Origin of the sequence: Corynebacterium matruchotii, from assembly GCF_011612265.2 — a bacterium.
Taxonomy (GTDB): domain Bacteria; phylum Actinomycetota; class Actinomycetes; order Mycobacteriales; family Mycobacteriaceae; genus Corynebacterium; species Corynebacterium matruchotii.
Window position 1 is genome coordinate 2191973 of record NZ_CP050134.2, and the last position, 18794, is coordinate 2210766.

Consider the following 18794-nt stretch of genomic DNA (forward strand, 5'->3'; position numbering starts at 1 on the left):
GTTACATCACCGCATGCATGACTGGATCGAGCATAGAAAACCCACCCATTCGCCACACCACATAAGCGGTCAAACCAACAATTCCCCACACAAAAACAAAGCTAGTTGTGGCGAAGGAATAGCGGAAGGCTCTGGAGCGGCTTGCATACCAAGCGGTGACGTGCTCATATTCCCTAATCCCCCAGGAAAGCAGGCGGGTGGCCCAGTGAAGCTCCAGACTGAGAATGGCAACACCAATAAAAACGATAAGCCAACCAGGACCAGGAAGCGGGATAGCAATAATGCCAACAATGACAACAAACCAACCGACTATGAGAACAGCTGGTCGAACCAGAAAACCGAAGCGTTTCTGCTTCATATGATCGTGGTAGCGGGTGATTCCGTCTAATTTTGTTGCGACTGCTTCACGCATGGACGACATTAAGCAACCACCTCACTTCCAGTTGAATGGCACGCCCACTTTCTTTCCAACTTACTTGTTTATATCACATTTGGGTATAGAGACGCCCAGTTACCAGCAAAATCACAGGACATGATCGCTGGGATATATGTCACCATGGGTCGGTTTTTCTTGCCGAGATCCGTGATACGTGGTGGCTAATATAACGGTTGAAGTGCCTGCTGTTTACTCAATGTCGTTCCCGAAGGCAAAAGCCGCAACAAATCCCAACGAATCGAATAAAAATGCGATATCCCCAATGCTGCAGCGGTTTCCTGACTCTCTACTTGATGCCGCAACCCATGGGCCGACACCACATGGATGCCGCTACCGGTATCCACGCCCACTGCCCAGCCAGGGCCGACAAAATGTGTAGCTACCGCTTTACCTGCTAACGCTACCGCCTCACCCCACGCAGGTTTCCCCTTAATGAGGGGAGCTGTTTCTACCTCACCGTGTTCCGCTACGCACAATGGTTGCGCGGTGGGATCAACCCAGGTCGGCACCCGATCTGGCAGGGGAAGATCCGTTAATGTTTTCGAATCGGGGTTTGCGCCTAGTTCCGTGGCGGTGCCGTCCCGCATGTGTATCCCGGCGTCTAATAGGATATCGGCCTGAATCGGTGTCAGGTGCACCACCCCATCGGCGGTTCGCGCCCAGAGCTGCGGATTATTTGCACCAGGGATGCGAAGGATTTCCAGGATGCCGGTCGGTATGGCTGCGGGTGGTTTTTCGGCGATGGCGGAGAATACTTGTGGTGGTGGGCTCCAGCGTGGTGTGGTTGGGGCAATGCCTAGTCGATGGCGAATGTTCCGGCCGTCTGGCGTGTCGGCGGGTGGGAGGAGCCTGCGGCCGTCGGCGGTGACCAGCCATTCGGCTTGATCTACCAGGCCCACTATGGCGTGGTCTACAGCGAGTCGCTGGAATGTGAGGGTTGTTTGGTTGGTGTCCGTCGGGTTAGCACCGGTTTCCTGCATGATGACGGTGATTTGGCTCGGGGCCGTGTCAAGCCGATTCACTGGTTTCGTCGTGGTGTGGCAGGCGTGGGACAGGAGCTTTTGGGTTGCGGTGTCTGGGGGTGCGATGAGCCCTGGCGCGTCTACGATTCCAATGGGAATGGCTTTGGGGAGGTTTTTAAGAACGGTGTCGCTGCCGGTGTGAATGTCGGCGGCTTCGCCAACGATGAGTCGGGCGCTGGCTAGGTTCGCTACTGGGTGGAGTTTATTGTCGATCCGAACGTAGAGTTGGCCACTTTCCGCTTGAATAATGGCCGCATCACCAGGGTCGATGGCGGGTTTGAATACTGCCATGGCAAGGGCGCCAAGGCATATGAGTACGGTAGCGGCGAGACTAAAGACGTGTGCCCGGTTGCGGGTGGCGAGTGGGTCGTGGATCATGCGGATGTCACCGAGGACGAGTCCGTGTTCCAGGCGTCGGGTGAGGAATTTATGCCCAGATATCTGGGCTTTAGTGGTGGGTGTGATGCCCATGTTGGCCTGCCTTGGGTGTAGGCGGCAAGCGGCGCAGAATGACCACCAGCCCCATCGTTTGTGGTGGTCATGTGGTTTTAGGTTACCAAACCTGCACTGGGTTTGGCAGTTTTACCCCTGTTAGCGGCACACGGGTTAATGTGGGGTCGAAGTGTAGGCTGACTGCTCTGGGTTGGCGTATTCTTGTTGGTGGTTTTCTGCGCGCCAATTTGAGCTTGCACCTACCCTTTTTCTGCAAGCATCCGTAAGCTCCTCGTACTGCCCCGGAGAACTCCAGCTCAGCAATTCTCCTCACTATCACAGCCTACGCGGCAAGGCGTTGCCTGGCCCATGGTGAGATTCTGCTACACCGCTTAGCCACCCCACCCTACACAAGTATCATAGGTGCTGAGCTGGAGTTCTCATTTGCCGCAGACCTTAAGGCACCTGGCAAAAGTGCTGAACCATAAAGTACAGCTCAGCACTTGTGATACCCCGGCGCCATGCCGCATCCAAGTACATCTCAGGGGTATGCCACCTGAGTAAATCGCTTGTTTACCATGCTTGCCACCACAACCACCCCGAAACCCAAGCTGGACTTTACCGATCCAGCACCCGGTTTCGAGCACCCCGAAACACACAACTCCAGCTCAGCACTTATGACGCTGGGCTACCACCCACCGGACACCTACCGAGCTAGGCAACCACCGTGATGAGCGCCGCCTCCCAAGCATCAGGCAGATAGATGGCACAAGCTGCGCGGGCAACGCACACAGCGCAGCCGGCAGCACCGACGCCAAGAGCTTAGAACCGAAGGGTAGCTTTCTCGTTGTGGGCGTAACCATTATCAAGACGCCGTCGCCTAGCCTCTTTCTCCGTGAGATCGAGGCTACTTTTCTCCGAGTACTTATTCGAATTGTCATCAATGCCCCCGCTCTTGGGCGTGACAGGACTCTTGCCCTTCGCATCATTTGCGCGGGGGGCAACATCCGGTTTTGACGGCCGGTGATAGCAGGGTTTCGGCTTGGTAACCGTGGTCTGCTCACCGGTTTCCGGGTCATATTCCACCTGGGTGGTCTCCCCCGCAGCCGCGGCAGCCTTACCGTCAGCCGAATCCTTGGGGCACTGCGGCACCGGCAATTGGTTAGATGCCGGGCCAGACTCACGCATGCGGGTCAATTCGGTATCTTTAAACTTGGCGTTCACCGCATAGATTCGGATTGAATTCTTCTGATACACCAAGGTCAAACCAGGTGCCTTGTCCAGCTTGACCGACATTTCCAGGTTGCTTTGTTGGAACCACCAGAAATTTGGTGGGGAAAGCACAATAAAGTTCACACCTAGGTTTTCTGCCGCAATATCTGCTTTATTGCGCTGGTCGGGGTCACCGTGATTGCCAGCACCAATGAGATAGGCGCTGTCGCGGAGAACATGGCTGGGGGCACCGGGCTTTGCGGACACCCCATCATAGTGGCGGGCCAGCGAGGGCAGCTTATTATAGGCGTACATCCAACCATAACCATCGGCACTATTGCCAAAAATGATACCGTCGTAAGCATGCGGTTGTTTGGCCAACCAGTTGAAAGCATCACGGTCGTCTTTGGTCACCATGCGGCTTTCGTACATGGATTCGATCGCCCACCGGGAGCCCTCCCTCACAGAGTAACTGGCCCACGGCACGATGAGCGAGGTAATCCATACGGCAGCAATGGTTGACAGGCAAACAGAGGCGACACGCCATATTTTATTGCGCACAAACCCGGCAAACACGAACCGAATAACTACCGCCACCCCGACACCACAGTAGGCGAAGAGGAACATGGCCACGGGAATCACTAGACGGTGTGCGGTGCCATAGTGCAGGCCACCGATGATATTGAGCAGCCCGCCCCAAGGCTCAGGGAACATCGTGAGGGCATTCATGGTGATGAGCGCGGAGAAAATCAGGAAAAGTATTCCCCACACATTGCGCCGCCACACAAGGGCCACAACCATACCGATCACCGCAAACCACAGGAGATACGTCCAGTCGGTAAGCCCGAATTCGCCCACATGTCGGGTACGCATCAAGAAGGTTTTGATAAACGTTTCCTTGCGGGAAAGATCTTCGAATGCGGTAACGGATTGGACGTCTTCGGACTGGCCAAAACCGGATTTCAGTTGGGGCCAGAGCAGCAGCACCGCAATGCCACCGGTGGCGGCGAGCAGTCCGAAGTCCCGAAGCCGGGCCATGGTGCCGGCAGCCCATTTATTGGTGCGCCAGTCGCTCCAGATACGGGCACCGACCTGACGTGGTTTCCGCGCCGGGTGCTTCTGCTCTTCCAGTTTTGGCTGCGTCGATTCCGATTCGGAGTCCTGATCCGGCTTGGCAGTGGTAGTATCCGGCGTGGTCGAATCCTCCGCAGGAATCGAGTCCGCCGGAGTCCACCATTGGCGCACCGGATGCCACAGCTGGCCGAATAGCCACCAGAATCCCACCAGGAACACCACGACAGTGATTGGGGCAGGGTGCGCGATCGCCACTCCCATAAACCCCATGACGCCGGCAAACATGCGGACCGGCACCGCCGGAATGGACGTGATGAGGACCGCAACGATACCAGTCATAGAAATGGCACCAAGGTACGGCCACATGCCCACATACACGGGGATCCAATACAACACCGGGGTGGCGATGACGATGGCGGCCGAGAACCCTGCGGCGATCTGGGCGGTGAGCCCCCGATTGCCCACGAGTCGCCAAGCGATCAGCCCAACCGACAGGGGAATGGTGACCGACGGCAGCACAATGGTCATCCAGTTGATTGCCTGGATGGGGGTAAATCCCTCGTAGCGGGCGAGTAATGCGGTTGCGGCATGCCACCCAGAGGGGTAGAACAGTTCCTGATGTCCATCAATGTTGTGGGCTTCACCCATGCGGGTGGAGTCGGCGATGCCGCGTTCCAAAATGAATCGGACCTCGCTGGCGTGCCAATGCACGTCCCACCCCTGCACGATCGAGGAGAAATCGTATTTCAGCCCCTGGTATATCTCCAGGAGCCGGCTGGTATAGGTTCCGGCCCCCACGATAACGCCGGCCAAGGGCAGAATCCATCGCGGATCGAAAATGCCCCCGTTGCTGAATACTGGCAGATCATACCAGTGTTCTTCGTCGCTTGTCGACGGTTTCCCCTGGGGGGATTTCCACCACGGAATCCGGGATCGCAACCACCCCACCAGCGGGTTGGCTGCGGTAGGTGCGGGGGCGGGTTTTGGGTCGTGAACCCGCTGATTCTTCCACCAACTGCCCACCCAGTCGAGGGGTTTGCCACCGTTAGGCTGCCATGTTTTCCGCCACCGCCAGAATTGCCCGGCCAGAAACGGCAACCGCCATATCACGGCAGCTGTAAGAAAATACCAGTAGGCGTGGGTAACGTTGGCGAGGTTGAAGGGAATATCGCGGCAGCTGAGCACCCAGCCGGTGAATCCAACGATGCCCATGGTGGTGGGGATGCCGGCGGCTGCGGCCCAGGGGATGCGGAGGCCAGAAACCCAGTTCACTATCATTCCGGGCAGAATGAGGGCGGCAATAGCGACCATCAGTCCGTGTTGGGCTAACACTGACAGTTCCACCCGGATGCCTCCCTCTAGCCAATAACTACAATATCCTACCGAGATAGCAGTTTAGCCTCTGTTGCGGCTCCTCCACCCCTTTAACCCTCGCCACAGGGCGGATCGGATGGTAGTTCATCCCGTTGAGCACGGGTAACCTGGGCCCGGGCAGCTAGTTGTGACTCATCTGGGTAATCCACCCCCACGAGGGATAATCCGGCTGCTGGGGCGACCGGTACTAATGCGGATCGGGAAGTTTCGGCCAGCAGGGATGTGGCAAATCCTGCGGGTCGTTTTCCCTCCCCCACCACGAGGCAGCAGCCCACTAGGGAGCGCACCATGGACCAGCAGAAGGCATCGGCGGTGACGTGGGCCTCAAAGGTGTCGGGTTCGATGGGGGTGGAAATATCGTTCCAGGTGAATTCCTGCAGGTCTCGGATGGTGGTGGCGCCGTCACGGTGTCGGCAAAAGGCGGCGAAATCGTGCAATCCGATGAGTTCGGCGGCGCAGGCCTGCATGGCCGCCAGGTCCACGGGTTTGGGGTGGTGCGCGGTGTCGGTGACGCGGGTGGGTAACGCCCCCCGAGGGTGCGTCGTCAAGCGATACACGTAGTGGCGTCGTAATGCGGAAAAGCGCGCGTCAAAGTCGGGGGGCGCGATCGTGGCGGCATGGACCCGCACGTCTGTGGGCAGCAATCGAGCTAATCGACGCACGAGCCTGCCGGGGTCGCCTGCAATGCTTCGGGTGTCCAGGGCGGCAGCCGGCACGTCGAAATGGGCCACCTGCGCCGCCGCATGCACCCCCGCATCGGTGCGGCCGGCAACCGTCAAAGCGATGGGTTGCCGCAGCACCAGGGTCAGCGCGTCCTCTAGGACCTGCTGGACGGTGCGCAGCTCGGAATGGCCCTGCCGGGCCCAACCATGGAAATGCGTGCCATCATAGGCCAAATCAAGGCGAATACGGATGGGAGTCACAGTCCAACCGTAGCAAACTCTTTAATAGTGGGAGTAGACGCCTTCAGCGGCAGTCCAGACTCCAAATTCCAGCTCTTGTTGGCCCTCCACCCACACGCTGGTTCGCTGCACCAGGAAAACATCACCGGTAGGAATGTCTTCAAACAAGTCCACCTTGGATTTACTGTGGAAAGTACCCCCGCCGAAGTGGGAATGGTCGAAACCAAATTCCATGACCGAGGTAGCAGAGCAGGCCTTTATGCCAACGATCCGCGCATCCCGATCGTAATGGTATTGCTGCGCCCCCTCGGGGATTTCGTCGATGAGGTTTTCGATCAATTGCGGATGATATTGGGTATCTCGAAGCCGCCAGGTGGTCACCGTCGCCATTTGGGCAAACCACCCGTTGTCTTCAGGAGACACCCACACAGTCCCCTCGGATCCCCAACCCATGGGGATGGTGTCCCAGCCAGCGGGAATGCACCAAAAATCGCCATCATCGGCAATACCGTTTGGGTCGATTTGATCCCAATCAATTTGTTGGGTCACCAAGCGGTCATGCAGGGATGCGGGCGGATAGTGGAATGTCGGCATGAGTCACCTCAATCATTAGTTGGTAAGGTTAGCCAACCCTACCATAAAAGGTAAATCAAAAACTATAATGCGTTACGACAGTCATAATCTCCCCATATAGGGGAAGTGCGTCACAGTCCTCCCAGCGTGACATGACAACGTCCCGCACAGGCCACCCCAATACCCCACCTTTTGTTTCCGAAATACCCACATCGCACTAGTGATATCACCCCCATATAGGGGCTAGCAGTTTTGATGCGGAATCTATTGATTATTGTCAACAGTGTAGTAGTTCAAATCCCCCGTGCTGTAAGGAGCTTCCCCGATGAAGCGCGCCACATATTATGTTGCGACTCTCATGCTCTGCGGCGGCATCATCACCCCCACCGCCGCCATGGCTCAATCATTTCCCCAGCCTGCCCCCGCATCGCAGGCGGCACAAAACCCACACCAGGTGCCGAAACCATTCGAAGTGGGAATCCTCAAATGGTCGCAAGACGTCTATAACGCCGGGCACACCAGCGAGCAAGAAGCCCAAAGATGCTCCTCAGCTACCCCGATGCTGCCCACCCAGTTGGGGCAAACCACAAACCAGGCCGCAACGAATTGCTCGACTCGCGCAATCGGTTTCGTGGAATTCATTACCGCATCACTCGTACACCTTGTGGTGAAAGTCACCAAACCGGTGCCGGGCTATCAGGGCATTACCCCGGCGCCGAAACCCGCCAATGGGGAAATAAACCTTTCGAACGCCAATGTGCTCCCCCGCGACTAGCCAACCAGTGGACACCCCAACGCTTGACGCCGCACCACCATGGCATCGAAAAACCCGCGCCACCGCTGTTCTGTGGGGCGCGGGTTTCGTTACGTTAGCTTGACAGCTTACTGCTCGTCCGCTGCGGCAGCCTCGGCAGGCTTCTCGGCCTGCTGGGAAGCAGCAACCCGAGCCGCACGGCTAGCCTCAGCAGAGACGGTTTCCTCCAGAACGAGAGAAATCTGGCTCATGGGGGCGTTATCCCCCTTGCGGTTCTCCAACTTCACGATGCGAGTGTAACCACCATCGCGGTTTTCGAACTTAGGTGCCAATTCATTGAAAAGGCGAGCAACGATGTCCTTCTGGGGGACCTTCTTCAGCACATTGCGGCGATCGGAGAGCGTGCCGCGCTTGGCCTTGGTGATGAGCTTTTCCACATAGGGACGCAGCAGCTTCGCCTTAGCGTCCGTGGTTTTAATAGCCCCGTGGGTAATCAGCTGGCCCGCGAGATTCGACAGAATATGCTTCTGGTTAGTCGCGGAACCGCCGAGCCGCGGGCCCTTCTTTGGGGTAGGCATGATGTACTCCTCGTGTACAGGTTAAAGTGAGCGCAGGGGCAGAAAGTGCAGCTCCTGCCCACAAGGTGATGGTTTACTCGTCCTCGGGATCGGTGTCGATATAATCGCCGGTTTCCGCGTCGTATCCTTCAAGCTGTGTCGGATCGAAATCTTCCGGGGCGTCTTTCAGGGTCAGGCCCAAGCCGGCAAGCTTGATTTTGACCTCGTTTATGGACTTTTGGCCGAAGTTACGGATGTCCAAAAGGTCGGATTCCGTACATTCTGCCAGTTCACCCACGGTGTGGATCTCCTGCCGTTTCAGGCAGTTATAGGAGCGTACCGAGAACCGCAATTCCTCAATGGGCATGCCATAGGCGGCAATGTGTTCGGTTTCCTGCGGCGAGGGGCCAACTTCAATGCCTTCGGCACTCACATTGAGCTCCCGGGCCAAACCAAACAGCTCCACGAGGGTTTTCCCGGCGGAAGCGAATGCATTCCGGGGCGAAATGGAATTCTTGGTTTCGACATCAATGGTCAGCTTGTCAAAGTCGGTGCGCTGTTCCACACGAGTGGCCTCGACGTTATAGCTGACTTTCAGCACCGGCGAATAGATTTGGTCAACCTGGATGCGACCAATCTCGGTGGTGCCCGAATTGGTGGTTGTGCTGCTGGACACGGGCACATAGCCGCGGCCACGCTCGACCACCATTTCGATTTCCAGGCGACCCTGGTCATTGAGCGTCGCAATGTGAAGATCCGGGTTGTGGATTTCCACACCAGCTGGCGGCTCAATAGTGCCGGCAGTCACCTCACCTGCGCCTTCGGCGCGCAGGTACATCACCACTGGCTCATCCGAGTCCGAGGAAATGGCCAACCCCTTGATGTTGAGGAGTATGTCGGAAACATCCTCCTTCACACCGGTAATGGTGGTGAACTCGTGCAGCACGCCGTCAATCTTGACGCTGGTCACTGCGGCCCCCGGGATGGAGGACAGCAGGGTGCGGCGCAGCGAATTCCCCAAGGTGTAGCCAAAGCCCGGTTCCAGTGGTTCAATAACAAACCGCGAACGGGAGTTATCGACTGGATATTCCGTTAGCCGGGGGCGATGTGAAATGAGCATTGAATTCTCCTAAAAATGACGACCACTATTTGACGTCGATAAGGGCGGAAATTTTCCCGATGAAGTTTTTGGCTTACCAACCGGCCGGGTTCGCCCACCGACCGGCCACAGTATGGCGTCGATAAGCGGCGAAATAACCAGCGGAAAACCAACCAACTTACTTCGAGTAAAGCTCGACGATAAGCTGTTCTTGCAGCGGCACGTCGATTTGAGCGCGCTCGGGCAGCTGGTGCACGAGGATGCGCAAGGTGGAAGGAACAACCTGCAACCAGGCAGGAATGACTTTGTCAGCGTCGACGAGGTTTTCCGTTGCCTCTTCGAACCACAACATGGTGTGGGACTTATCCCGAACATCAATGATGTCGTACTGGGACACCCGGTAGGAAGGAACGTTCACCTTCTTACCGTTGACCAGGAAGTGGCCGTGGGAAACCAGCTGACGGGCCTGACGGCGAGTGCGAGCCAAACCTGCGCGGTACACAACATTGTCCAGGCGGGCTTCCAGCAGGATCACCAGGTTTTCACCGGTCTTGCCGGGCATGCGGTTAGCCTCGGCATAGTAGCGGCGGAACTGCTTCTCCAGCACACCATAGGTGTACTTTGCCTTCTGCTTTTCTTGCAGCTGAAGTAGGTACTCGGATTCCTTGATCCGGTTGCGGCCGGCCTGCCCGGGCGGGTAGGGGCGCTTGTCATATGCCTTGCTTCCGCCGACGAGGTCGACGCGGAGACGGCGGGACTTACGAGTTACTGGGCCGGTATAACGTGCCATTGTAAGTTACCTTTTCCTTTCCTTAAACGCGACGACGCTTCGGCGGACGGCAGCCATTGAACGGCTGGGGGGTCACATCCGAGATCTTGGTGACCTCCAGGCCGGCAGCCTGAAGGGAACGAATAGCAGTCTCGCGGCCCGAACCTGGGCCTTTAACGAATACTTCCACAGACTTCATGCCATGATCCATTGCCTTGCGGGCGGCGTTTTCGGCGGCCAGCTGGGCGGCGAACGGCGTGGACTTCCGGGAACCCTTGAAGCCAACATGGCCGGAGGATGCCCAAGAGATCACAGCACCGTGCGGATCGGTGATCGACACGATGGTGTTATTGAAGGTGGATTTGATATATGCGTGACCAGCGGCCACGTTCTTCTTGACAACGCGACGGCCAGTGCGGCGGGCGTTAGAGCGTGCTTTTGGAGGCATGAATTACTTCTTCTTTCCGGCGATGGTCTTCTTCGGACCCTTACGCGTACGAGCGTTGGTCTTGGTGCGCTGGCCCCGAACGGGCAGGCCGCGCCGGTGGCGCAGACCCTGGTAGCAGCCGATTTCAATCTTGCGACGAATATCGGCCTGCACCTGGCGGCGAAGGTCACCCTCTACCTTCCAGGTTGCTTCGATCACGTCACGCAGCGAGGCGATTTGCTCGTCGGTGAGGTTATCGGTGCGCAGATCCGGAGAAATGCCGGTCTCCTTGAGCAGTTGTTTGGATCGGGCTGGGCCGATGCCATAAATGTATGTGAGTGCAACCTCCATGCGCTTATTGCGTGGGAGGTCTACACCAGCAAGACGTGCCATAAGGCGGTACCTTTCCGGTTGTTACAGTGGTTTTCTCCATGCCCATCCCCGCCAAAGAACGCTTTGTCCGGTCGGATGCCGGAGTGTGGGTTAAGTTTCACGGGGCTCTGGCCACTGTCACCAAAGGTGTGATTGGCGCACAAAACTGCCGCTAGGCATGGAGGCGAAAAATTACTTGTAGCGGTAAACGATGCGGCCGCGAGTCAGGTCGTATGGCGATAATTCCACCACGACGCGGTCTTCCGGCAAGATACGGATATAGTGTTGGCGCATCTTGCCACTGATGTGCGCAAGAACCTTGTGCCCGTTGTCGAGTTCGACACGGAACATTGCGTTTGGCAAGGGTTCAACAATCCGACCCTCAACCTCAATGGCGCCTTCCTTTTTAGCCATATCCTCTGCATTTCCCCAGCATATCCGCCGGTTCGTAGGTTTACTTCTACCATGGCAAGAACACACATGTTCTACACCATCCAACAATAATACACACAACCTGCGACGATGGCTAATTACGCCTCGGGCTTTTGCTTTGCGACGTGCATTCCAAAGGCGTTTGTCACCATGGTAGCGTCACTTTCGATTTTCCGCATTCCACCACCCCGACCGGCCTTGTATCCAATAGTTCGCCACATGAGGCATATGAAAACCGCCTCCCAAGTACTGTGGGAGGCGGTGAAGAATCAACGGGAAAGCTATAACGCTCGGCTTCCTTAGTAGACGTATACCACGTCACCGACCTGGAGTTCGTCGAAATACTGAACGGCATCATCATGCCGAAGGTGAACGCACCCATGGGACCACAGGTTGGGGTTGCCCTCATGGAAGGCAATACCGTTATTGGTGAAGTACACCGAATACGGCATGGGGGCATTATTAAACGGCCGCGAAACCTCATTCTTTACCTTGCGAACCACGCGGTGGGTTCCCTTGGGGGTTTCCCAGCCCACAGCACCGGAGGACATGTCCCGGGCCGGACCGAAAACCTTACCATTCTTCTGCAACCAGGTGCGTTGCTTTGTTAAATCCACACAGGCAGCCGCGGTAGGAGGGCAGGAACCATAATCAAAGTTTTCACGCTCTTTTGCTAACCGCTCGGCTTCTGCCCGGTCCTTGGCCTCCTGGGCTTCTTTGTTCTTTTCGTCGACAATCCCGGGGGCCACCGCATTAGCGGCACCATCAACGAGTTCTTTTGCCTTCTGGGCAGAATTGGGATCTAGCTTTTCTGCTTCTTTATGTAGATCGTTGCGAGCCTTCCAGGTATCATTGCGAATCTGGTTCGTAATGTCGACTGCGTTGGGTACGCCCGCCGATTGCGCAGAAGCAACAATGGGGCTTCCCACTGCCAGCACCGAGAAAGCGGCAATGGCAGCCGCGATACCTTTAATACGACGCTTCATCGTAAAAGGCTGAGCATTACGTGACTTAAAATACATGCTGAATACTATAGCCTGATTTTCAGCAAAATCAGAGGCTACACCCTCCCCAAGTGAGGGTGAATTTTTTATCATTTTCGCCATCCTCCCAGTTCAGGACCAATAGTCACAATTTGGCAAAGGGCGACTATGACGCCCACCACAAAACGAATGCAACAATTACACCCAAATATGACCGTTATTACTTCGTTATTTTATAGCGTGGTGTAAGGATACGAGGTCCCGTTGCGGTGGCGGCCACCGTGTGCTCCCAGTGAGCGGCGAGCGAACCATCGGCAGTGACCACTGTCCAGCCGTCGTCAAGCACGAAAGAATCGACGCTGCCCAGCGTAAGCATAGGCTCGATAGCCAGCACGGATCCGTCTTGGATGAGGGGGCCACGACCAGGACGCCCTTCGTTTGCCAGCCACGGTTGTTCATGCATGGTCCGACCAATTCCGTGTCCCCCATAACCATCGACGATGCCAAGTGTTATACCCCATCGTTGCTCAGCTTGGCGGGTGGCCTGCTCTAAGGCGTGCGAAACATCGCTGAGTCGGTTTCCTGGGATCATGGCCTTCATGCCTTCCATGAGCACCCATTCGGTGGCCTCATTCAGCGCCGCAGCCGGCGGCTTCAGAGCCTCCTGACCGCCAATGCCAAACGTCCACGCGGAATCCCCCACCCAGCCGTCGAGGGTGGCCCCACAGTCTATAGAAACAAGATCACCTGTCCGCACATGAGTGCGATCGTTGGGGATGCCGTGAACGATTTCGGTGTTGATCGACACACAGATTGATGCTGGAAACCCCTGATACCCCTGAAAAGTGGGAATTGCCCCAGCACTGCGAATGACGTCTTCGGCTACCTTATCGAGGTCAAGAGTGCTCACCCCAGCTGTTGCCGCTGCTTTAACTGCTTGAAGCGCCTTGCCGACGACTTCCCCGGCCGCTTGCATCGCATCCAATTCACCTGGTGTTTTAGCAGGAATTATTTTACGACGCTTCCGGAAAACCATTTCTTACCCGTATTTCTACCCGTTATTTTGATATATGTGGTGAATTGGTTTTACCACGAATCCCGAGCCGATGCATGGACCGCCGCACCTCATTGATTTTTACTTCCCAATGGTATTGCTGCATGAGTTGGGCGGCGATTCGGGCGGCCCCGAATACCTCATTGGAGTCTAACCAAATCTGGTAGACAAAAAGATCAAGTTTATCGTTTAATCGTTGCTGCTTCAGTCGATTTTCGCGGCGAGGTTCCTCTATGTGCTTATAAAATCCGCCCTTGGTGACCCCTAGCAGGCGCGCCATGCGGCTGAGATCAAAGTTGCCACGTTCCTGTTCCATGAGGTCGAATTTTTCGCTCTTAGTGGCGTGATCGGGCAGGTTTTTCTTCATCACCGCCAGAAATTGTTTATCAAGGTCTTCGTTGCGTTGTTGGCGGGCGAGTCGGCGTTCTTTAATTTTTTGGGCCCGGGCGGCGGCCCGGCTATCACGGCTGTCAAGTTCGGATTGGATTTTCACCCATCTGCTGAGAGTCATGGGGTTGACGCCTACTTCTTTGGCGACTGCGCTGATTGGCCGCCCGGTATCAAGTACCATCCGTGCTGAACGTTTCCGGAACCGCCAATCGTAATGTTTATTTGCCATAGAGCTTATCCCCTTTCCGTCTGGTTAGCGTTCAACAATTAGATTACCAACCAATTACCGCGGCCGAAAAGAGAACCGAAATGTTATCGACAAACAAAAACCAGCATCACATACATTTCTGCATAAGTGCTGGTATTTTATAGCTAATTTTTTATCAATTACTTGCCCAATGCAGCCATAGTTGCCGCATTAATTTCCTCCACCGTGCCCTCGGCGGGGATTGTGATAATCCGATCGGCATAGTGTTCGATAAGCGGTGCGGTTTCGTTCCGATACACCTGCAACCGGGTACGGATCGTTTCTTCGTTATCGTCAGCGCGGCCACGAGCCAGCATGCGGTCGACCACCACGTCCTCGGAAACCTGGAAGTTCACCACACCGTCGAGAACAACACCTGCCTCGGTGAGGATTCCGTCGAGGATTTCGGCCTGTTCCACGGTGCGGGGAAACCCGTCGAGGAGGAAACCGTCACGAGCATCGTCCTCGGCCAGGCGTTCCTTCACCATGCGGGCGGTCACATCGGTGGGGACCAGTTTGCCAGCATCAATGTAGCTTTTCGCTTCAAGCCCCAGGGGGGTGCCGTCACCAATATTGGCACGGAATAGGTCGCCGGTGGAAATGTGGGGTACACCAAGTTTTTCGGAAAGAATGACAGCCTGGGTGCCTTTGCCGGCGCCAGGAGGGCCGAGGAGTACAAGTCGCATATTACTTCAAAAGTCCTTCGTAGTTGCTTTGCAGGAGTTGGGATTCGATTTGCTTGACAGTAGTCAAGGCAACCGAAACCATAATGAGGATTGCAGTGCCGCCGAACGGTGTGGATGAGCCAGCCCGGGCGGACACCCCAAAGTCCAGCATAATATTCGGGAGGATAGCAATCACACCCAGGTAGAGGGCACCAACGAAGAGGAGTCGGTTCATCACATAGCCCAGGTATTCTGCGGTGGGCCGACCGGGACGAATGCCCGGAATGAAACCACCGTATTTCTTCATGTTCTCAGCCTGCTCGGCCGGATCGTATTGCACCGACACGTAGAAGTAGGAGAAGAAGATGATGAGCACAAAGTACAGCACGATGTACTGCCACGACGAAGGGGTTTGCAAGTATTGAATGACGTTACGCTGCCACCAGTTATCCGGCGGGGTGGGGGAACCGGAGTTCACGATTTGAGTGATGAGCACCGGCATATAGATCAGCGAGGAGGCGAAGATCACCGGGATCACACCACCCTGATTAACCTTGAGCGGCAAGTAGGTGGAGGAGCCGCCGTATTGGCGCCGGCCCACCATGCGCTTGGCGTATTGTACGGGAATGCGGCGCTGGCCCTGTTCCACAAAGACCACACCCACAACCAGGATGATAACGGCAGCAAGCACAAGGCTGAAGACGAGCCCACCGGAACCGTGGAGAATATTGGCTCCGTCAGCGGGAATGCGGGTAGCAATGCCGGCAAAGATGAGCAGTGACATGCCGTTGCCCACGCCCCGTTCAGTGATGATTTCACCCAGCCACATCACCAGCACCGCGCCGGCCGACATAACGAGCACGAGGATGATGAGGTCAAAGAGGGTGCGGCCTTCTTTGAGTACCCGGGTGCCCTGACCTAAGAGTTGTTCCCGGTCGGCGAGGGCCACAATGCCAGACGATTGCAGCAGGGCCAACGCCAATGTGAGGTACCGGGTGTACTGGTCCATTTTGGCCTGGCCGGATTGCCCCTCTTTTTTCAACTCTTCAAACCGGGGAATCACCACGGTAAGTAGCTGCACAATAATAGAGGCAGTGATGTAGGGCATCACGCCAATGGCAAAAATGGACAATTGCAGCAAGGCGCCGCCAGAGAACAGGTTGATTAAGGCGTAGACACCCTGAGAATCGGATGTCAACTGGTGAATACGTGCTGAAATAGAAACGTAATCAACACCCGGCGACGGTATCTGGGCACCGATGCGGTACAAAATGATCAGGGCAAGAGAAATAAGTATTTTCTTGCGCAGATCCGCATCCTTAAATGCCTGAAGAATGGCGGACACTTAGCCTCCTGGCTCCTCACGCAGCCATAGGGCTGGCAGGAAAATTTTGTGTTTGGTTGATACCCCGCGGTTTTCGTGGGGCGACTTAGAATTGACTGACCTTGCTACTCTATCATCAGAGTCAAACTAAGTCACAGTCAGGTATGTGAGCACTCCCCCATAAAATATTAAAAGAAAATCCTTAATCCTAGGTCAATACCATGCCCTAGTTTCCGGTTTTATCAGCGCTTCGCTCCCATGCCCATGGTAATCTGTTGCATAATGCTCCACCCAAACGGGAGCGGATTCCACAAATCCAGTAGCCTGCAAGAACCTCCGCAGGCAAAACCCCAATGATGCCCAGCATTGCCCCACGTCAGCTCGATTACCCAGGCCTACGAGCACAACCAACTGCGGCGAAATAGCGCCACAAAGCACCATCAGCATCCGCGCTATCCAACACCCGCGCTTGCCCTCTAGAACAAGGCCCTAGTTACCACCCCTGCATCAAACAGAAGCACTTATACTTGTTAACGCTTTACGCCTTTTGGATTACCCCATAGCCTCCCCCATTATTGGTTCCGTCATGGATAATTATATGGCTTCCATCGGGTAAGTCCATGAAAATGCCAAGTGTCTTGAACGGCTACATCTGACTTTAGATTTCAGCGATGATGATAATCATCTATTGTGATAATCAGGTGAGGTTTTTGGCCTGACAATGGTTGCCTTCTCCTCGCAAAGGTGATACAAAAACAGCACCCGGCTCTTATACTTGTATTAGTGGTTTCGGGTAGTCATAACTAGCGGGAATCCGAGAAGAAGCCAACAGTGTTGGATTCCTGCCTCGCTGGGGCTACCGTGACCCTTGCTACTCATACAAGTGACGGGTGCTGTTTAACGAAGTGGGATAGTGACAATGGAAATGGCAGTTTCTGTTGTTGCTATCCCGCTTTGTAGGTTTTCACGCGGTATGCGCGCTATATTGTAGTCAGCGCCATACCATCAGGCGGAACAACTCGCCGGAGCAAGCCAAAATTTCCGCACGGACGGTAAGAAGCGCCTCCGTGGTCAGTTTAAGCAATAAATTCGTGGTATGGCTAGCCTACGTGGCCGGAAAATTGAGGTTATTTATTGTGCTGCTCCCGATTATTGCGCTGACCGTGATAATTACGGGTTACCTTATCCGCCCATTCAGGGGGACCCCCGCGCCACAAATTACCCTATTTTTTGTCTAGATGGGTGGCAACGCGTTGCGCTACTTCTCGAAAGTTTTTAGTAAAAGGATGATCTGCGCCCAGGATACGGACGGTCTCTTCGATCAAAAATTCGTATTCAACTTCAGCTTCGGAGACCCTACCTGCATGAAAGAGTGTCCAGGCATAGTGGTTCCACACGGAAAGCGTCTTTTCGGATTCTGGCCCATTCACCTCCCGACTGTCGTCGAGCAGCGCCGCCCAAGCGGCCAGGGCTTCATCGTAGCGGTGCAGATCAACGAGGCAATGAGCGTATTCGGTGCGCGCATGGAGGGTGACAAAATGCTTATCACCATACACTTTCCGGCAGCCTTCAACCACCTTGGCGCACTCGGCAAAAGCATCGAAATAGCGTTCGACTGCACGAAGACAGAGCACATAGCGACCCCGAGCAATGTTGGTGTCTCGGCCGTATTCCCCTTGATTATTTTCATGGAATTGGGTAAGCGCTTCGTATTGGGCCAGGGCTTCCCACCAGGCTCTGGCCTCGTAAAGGTAGAGGGCGTAGGTGTTCCAGGCTTCCAGGGTTTCGGGGCTGTCCTCGCCGGTCGCGCGTCGATAAGCATCGAGGAGGGACCGCAATTCGGGGAGTGCCTGTTTGAACTGCCCGGCCTCGGCAAGGGTGCTGGCGTATTGGGTCCAGACGTTGAGGGTGCGGGGATGCTCGGGGCCGTAAAGGTGACGGCGGCCCGCGAGGGCATAACCGAACTGTTCGGCGGCCTCGGCAAGGTGGCCGCAGTTACGAAGCAGGGTGGCATACATGCCCTGGAGATACACGGTATCCCGATGGTCGGGGCCCAAAACGTTCAGGCAGGTAGGGAGCAGCTCTCGCCCCTCGGCCAAGGCCTGTTCATCCCGCTCTAGCTCGGAAAGGCAGGTCACATAATTCTTCCACGTGGTGATGGTAGCAGGATTGGTGGGCCCGAAAACATAGCGGCAATCGTTGAGCAGGGATTGCAGCAGGGGAAGCGCTTCTTCGTATTCACCCAATTCGAGAGCACATTCGACAAATTGTTGCCGGACAAATAGCGTGTCGGGGTGCAGCTCCCCATTGACATACCGAAAACCTTCCGCCACTATGGCGTACTCCTCATAAGCCTGATCCATGTCCTGTGCCTGGCGGAGAAAATAGGCATATTTGCTGCGCACGACGCTGGTTTCCAGGTGATATTTGCCCCGTGTTTGTTCATAAACGGCGACGAGGTTGCTGAGCTCCTCGATCGCCTCGTCTATGCAGTATGAGGCGATCAAACTTTCGATATAGGAATCCCACACCGCAAGGGTCTGTGGGTGTTCTGGCCCTAAAGTTTGTTGGGAGTATTCTAATTGCTGCTTTAGGTTTTCGGTGCTCATAGCCCTTACTGTACAATGGAGAACGCAAACTAGCGTTGTTGGAAGTGAAAAAAACCTATTATGCCTGCTCAAACCTGGTTTACTTAT

The 18794-nt window shown here is 55.5% G+C and carries 18 protein-coding genes; 1 reads left to right on the forward strand and 17 read right to left on the reverse strand.

What is annotated here, in order from left to right; genetic code table 11:
- Position 1: 1 nt before the first annotated feature.
- The 5 genes from HBA49_RS09745 to HBA49_RS09765 all read right to left on the reverse strand — a co-directional run bounded on the left by HBA49_RS09745 (position 2) and on the right by HBA49_RS09765 (position 7046).
- Complete coding sequence (locus HBA49_RS09745; protein ID WP_005524263.1) at positions 2-421, reverse strand: TIGR02611 family protein; 420 nt, start codon at positions 419-421, stop codon at positions 2-4.
- Positions 422-597: 176 nt separating this feature from the next.
- Entirely contained in the window at positions 598-1929 is a 1332-nt protein-coding gene (eccB, locus tag HBA49_RS09750) for a type VII secretion protein EccB (protein ID WP_005524086.1), read from the reverse strand.
- Between the two features lie 783 nt (positions 1930-2712).
- Positions 2713-5520, reverse strand: a complete 2808-nt coding sequence (locus HBA49_RS09755; protein WP_225866052.1) for a DUF6541 family protein — start codon at positions 5518-5520, stop codon at positions 2713-2715.
- An 80-nt stretch (positions 5521-5600) separates the two neighbouring features.
- The gene (gene truA, locus HBA49_RS09760) at positions 5601-6473 is read right to left on the reverse strand and encodes a tRNA pseudouridine(38-40) synthase TruA (protein WP_005524635.1); all 873 of its coding nucleotides are present in this window, start codon (positions 6471-6473) and stop codon (positions 5601-5603) included.
- 21 nt (positions 6474-6494) lie between these two features.
- Positions 6495-7046 carry a hypothetical protein gene (locus tag HBA49_RS09765; RefSeq protein WP_005523984.1) on the reverse strand — a complete coding sequence of 184 codons (552 nt, stop codon included), beginning with the start codon at positions 7044-7046 and terminating at the stop codon, positions 6495-6497.
- A gap of 304 nt (positions 7047-7350) precedes the next feature.
- Here HBA49_RS09765 and HBA49_RS09770 point away from each other — a divergent pair, with 304 nt between their 5' ends.
- A complete protein-coding gene (locus HBA49_RS09770; protein WP_005519806.1) occupies positions 7351-7800 on the forward strand; it encodes a hypothetical protein in 450 nt (149 codons plus the stop codon).
- Positions 7801-7907: 107 nt separating this feature from the next.
- Here the strand turns inward: HBA49_RS09770 and rplQ are convergent, their stop codons facing one another.
- The 12 genes from rplQ to HBA49_RS09830 form a co-directional block, all read right to left on the reverse strand.
- Complete coding sequence (rplQ, locus tag HBA49_RS09775; RefSeq protein WP_005524634.1) at positions 7908-8357, reverse strand: 50S ribosomal protein L17; 450 nt, start codon at positions 8355-8357, stop codon at positions 7908-7910.
- 73 nt (positions 8358-8430) lie between these two features.
- Positions 8431-9456, reverse strand: a complete 1026-nt coding sequence (locus tag HBA49_RS09780) for a DNA-directed RNA polymerase subunit alpha (RefSeq protein WP_005519804.1) — start codon at positions 9454-9456, stop codon at positions 8431-8433.
- Positions 9457-9613: 157 nt separating this feature from the next.
- The gene (gene rpsD / locus HBA49_RS09785; protein ID WP_005524126.1) at positions 9614-10225 is read right to left on the reverse strand and encodes a 30S ribosomal protein S4; all 612 of its coding nucleotides are present in this window, start codon (positions 10223-10225) and stop codon (positions 9614-9616) included.
- A 22-nt stretch (positions 10226-10247) separates the two neighbouring features.
- Entirely contained in the window at positions 10248-10652 is a 405-nt protein-coding gene (gene rpsK / locus HBA49_RS09790; RefSeq protein WP_005519802.1) for a 30S ribosomal protein S11, read from the reverse strand.
- 3 nt (positions 10653-10655) lie between these two features.
- Positions 10656-11024 carry a 30S ribosomal protein S13 gene (rpsM, locus tag HBA49_RS09795; RefSeq protein ID WP_005519801.1) on the reverse strand — a complete coding sequence of 123 codons (369 nt, stop codon included), beginning with the start codon at positions 11022-11024 and terminating at the stop codon, positions 10656-10658.
- Between the two features lie 171 nt (positions 11025-11195).
- On the reverse strand, positions 11196-11417 hold the full coding sequence (gene infA / locus HBA49_RS09800; RefSeq protein ID WP_005519800.1) for a translation initiation factor IF-1: 222 nt from the start codon (positions 11415-11417) through the stop codon (positions 11196-11198).
- A gap of 317 nt (positions 11418-11734) precedes the next feature.
- Positions 11735-12457, reverse strand: coding sequence for a L,D-transpeptidase family protein (locus HBA49_RS09805; RefSeq protein WP_162019681.1), 723 nt, complete (start codon positions 12455-12457; stop codon positions 11735-11737).
- Between the two features lie 181 nt (positions 12458-12638).
- Positions 12639-13454 carry a type I methionyl aminopeptidase gene (gene map, locus HBA49_RS09810; protein WP_005524026.1) on the reverse strand — a complete coding sequence of 272 codons (816 nt, stop codon included), beginning with the start codon at positions 13452-13454 and terminating at the stop codon, positions 12639-12641.
- A gap of 22 nt (positions 13455-13476) precedes the next feature.
- On the reverse strand, positions 13477-14091 hold the full coding sequence (locus HBA49_RS09815; protein WP_005524599.1) for a transposase: 615 nt from the start codon (positions 14089-14091) through the stop codon (positions 13477-13479).
- 158 nt (positions 14092-14249) lie between these two features.
- Positions 14250-14795, reverse strand: a complete 546-nt coding sequence (locus HBA49_RS09820; protein ID WP_005524391.1) for an adenylate kinase — start codon at positions 14793-14795, stop codon at positions 14250-14252.
- Position 14796: 1 nt separating this feature from the next.
- Positions 14797-16119, reverse strand: a complete 1323-nt coding sequence (gene secY / locus HBA49_RS09825; protein ID WP_005519791.1) for a preprotein translocase subunit SecY — start codon at positions 16117-16119, stop codon at positions 14797-14799.
- A gap of 1202 nt (positions 16120-17321) precedes the next feature.
- Entirely contained in the window at positions 17322-18707 is a 1386-nt protein-coding gene (locus HBA49_RS09830; RefSeq protein WP_005524294.1) for a tetratricopeptide repeat protein, read from the reverse strand.
- Positions 18708-18794 lie beyond the last annotated feature (87 nt).

Bases quoted from the DNA above. Each gene is read 5' to 3' on its own strand.
- HBA49_RS09745 (WP_005524263.1), bottom strand. From the start codon at position 421: ATGTCGTCCATGCGTGAAGCAGTCGCAACAAAATTAGACGGAATCACC.
- eccB (WP_005524086.1), bottom strand. From the start codon at position 1,929: ATGGGCATCACACCCACCACTAAAGCCCAGATATCTGGGCATAAATTC.
- HBA49_RS09765 (WP_005523984.1), bottom strand. From the start codon at position 7,046: ATGCCGACATTCCACTATCCGCCCGCATCCCTGCATGACCGCTTGGTG.
- HBA49_RS09770 (WP_005519806.1), top strand. From the start codon at position 7,351: ATGAAGCGCGCCACATATTATGTTGCGACTCTCATGCTCTGCGGCGGC.
- rplQ (WP_005524634.1), bottom strand. From the start codon at position 8,357: ATGCCTACCCCAAAGAAGGGCCCGCGGCTCGGCGGTTCCGCGACTAAC.
- HBA49_RS09780 (WP_005519804.1), bottom strand. From the start codon at position 9,456: ATGCTCATTTCACATCGCCCCCGGCTAACGGAATATCCAGTCGATAAC.
- rpsD (WP_005524126.1), bottom strand. From the start codon at position 10,225: ATGGCACGTTATACCGGCCCAGTAACTCGTAAGTCCCGCCGTCTCCGC.
- rpsK (WP_005519802.1), bottom strand. From the start codon at position 10,652: ATGCCTCCAAAAGCACGCTCTAACGCCCGCCGCACTGGCCGTCGCGTT.
- rpsM (WP_005519801.1), bottom strand. From the start codon at position 11,024: ATGGCACGTCTTGCTGGTGTAGACCTCCCACGCAATAAGCGCATGGAG.
- infA (WP_005519800.1), bottom strand. From the start codon at position 11,417: ATGGCTAAAAAGGAAGGCGCCATTGAGGTTGAGGGTCGGATTGTTGAA.
- HBA49_RS09805 (WP_162019681.1), bottom strand. From the start codon at position 12,457: ATGTATTTTAAGTCACGTAATGCTCAGCCTTTTACGATGAAGCGTCGT.
- map (WP_005524026.1), bottom strand. From the start codon at position 13,454: ATGGTTTTCCGGAAGCGTCGTAAAATAATTCCTGCTAAAACACCAGGT.
- HBA49_RS09815 (WP_005524599.1), bottom strand. From the start codon at position 14,091: ATGGCAAATAAACATTACGATTGGCGGTTCCGGAAACGTTCAGCACGG.
- HBA49_RS09820 (WP_005524391.1), bottom strand. From the start codon at position 14,795: ATGCGACTTGTACTCCTCGGCCCTCCTGGCGCCGGCAAAGGCACCCAG.
- HBA49_RS09830 (WP_005524294.1), bottom strand. From the start codon at position 18,707: ATGAGCACCGAAAACCTAAAGCAGCAATTAGAATACTCCCAACAAACT.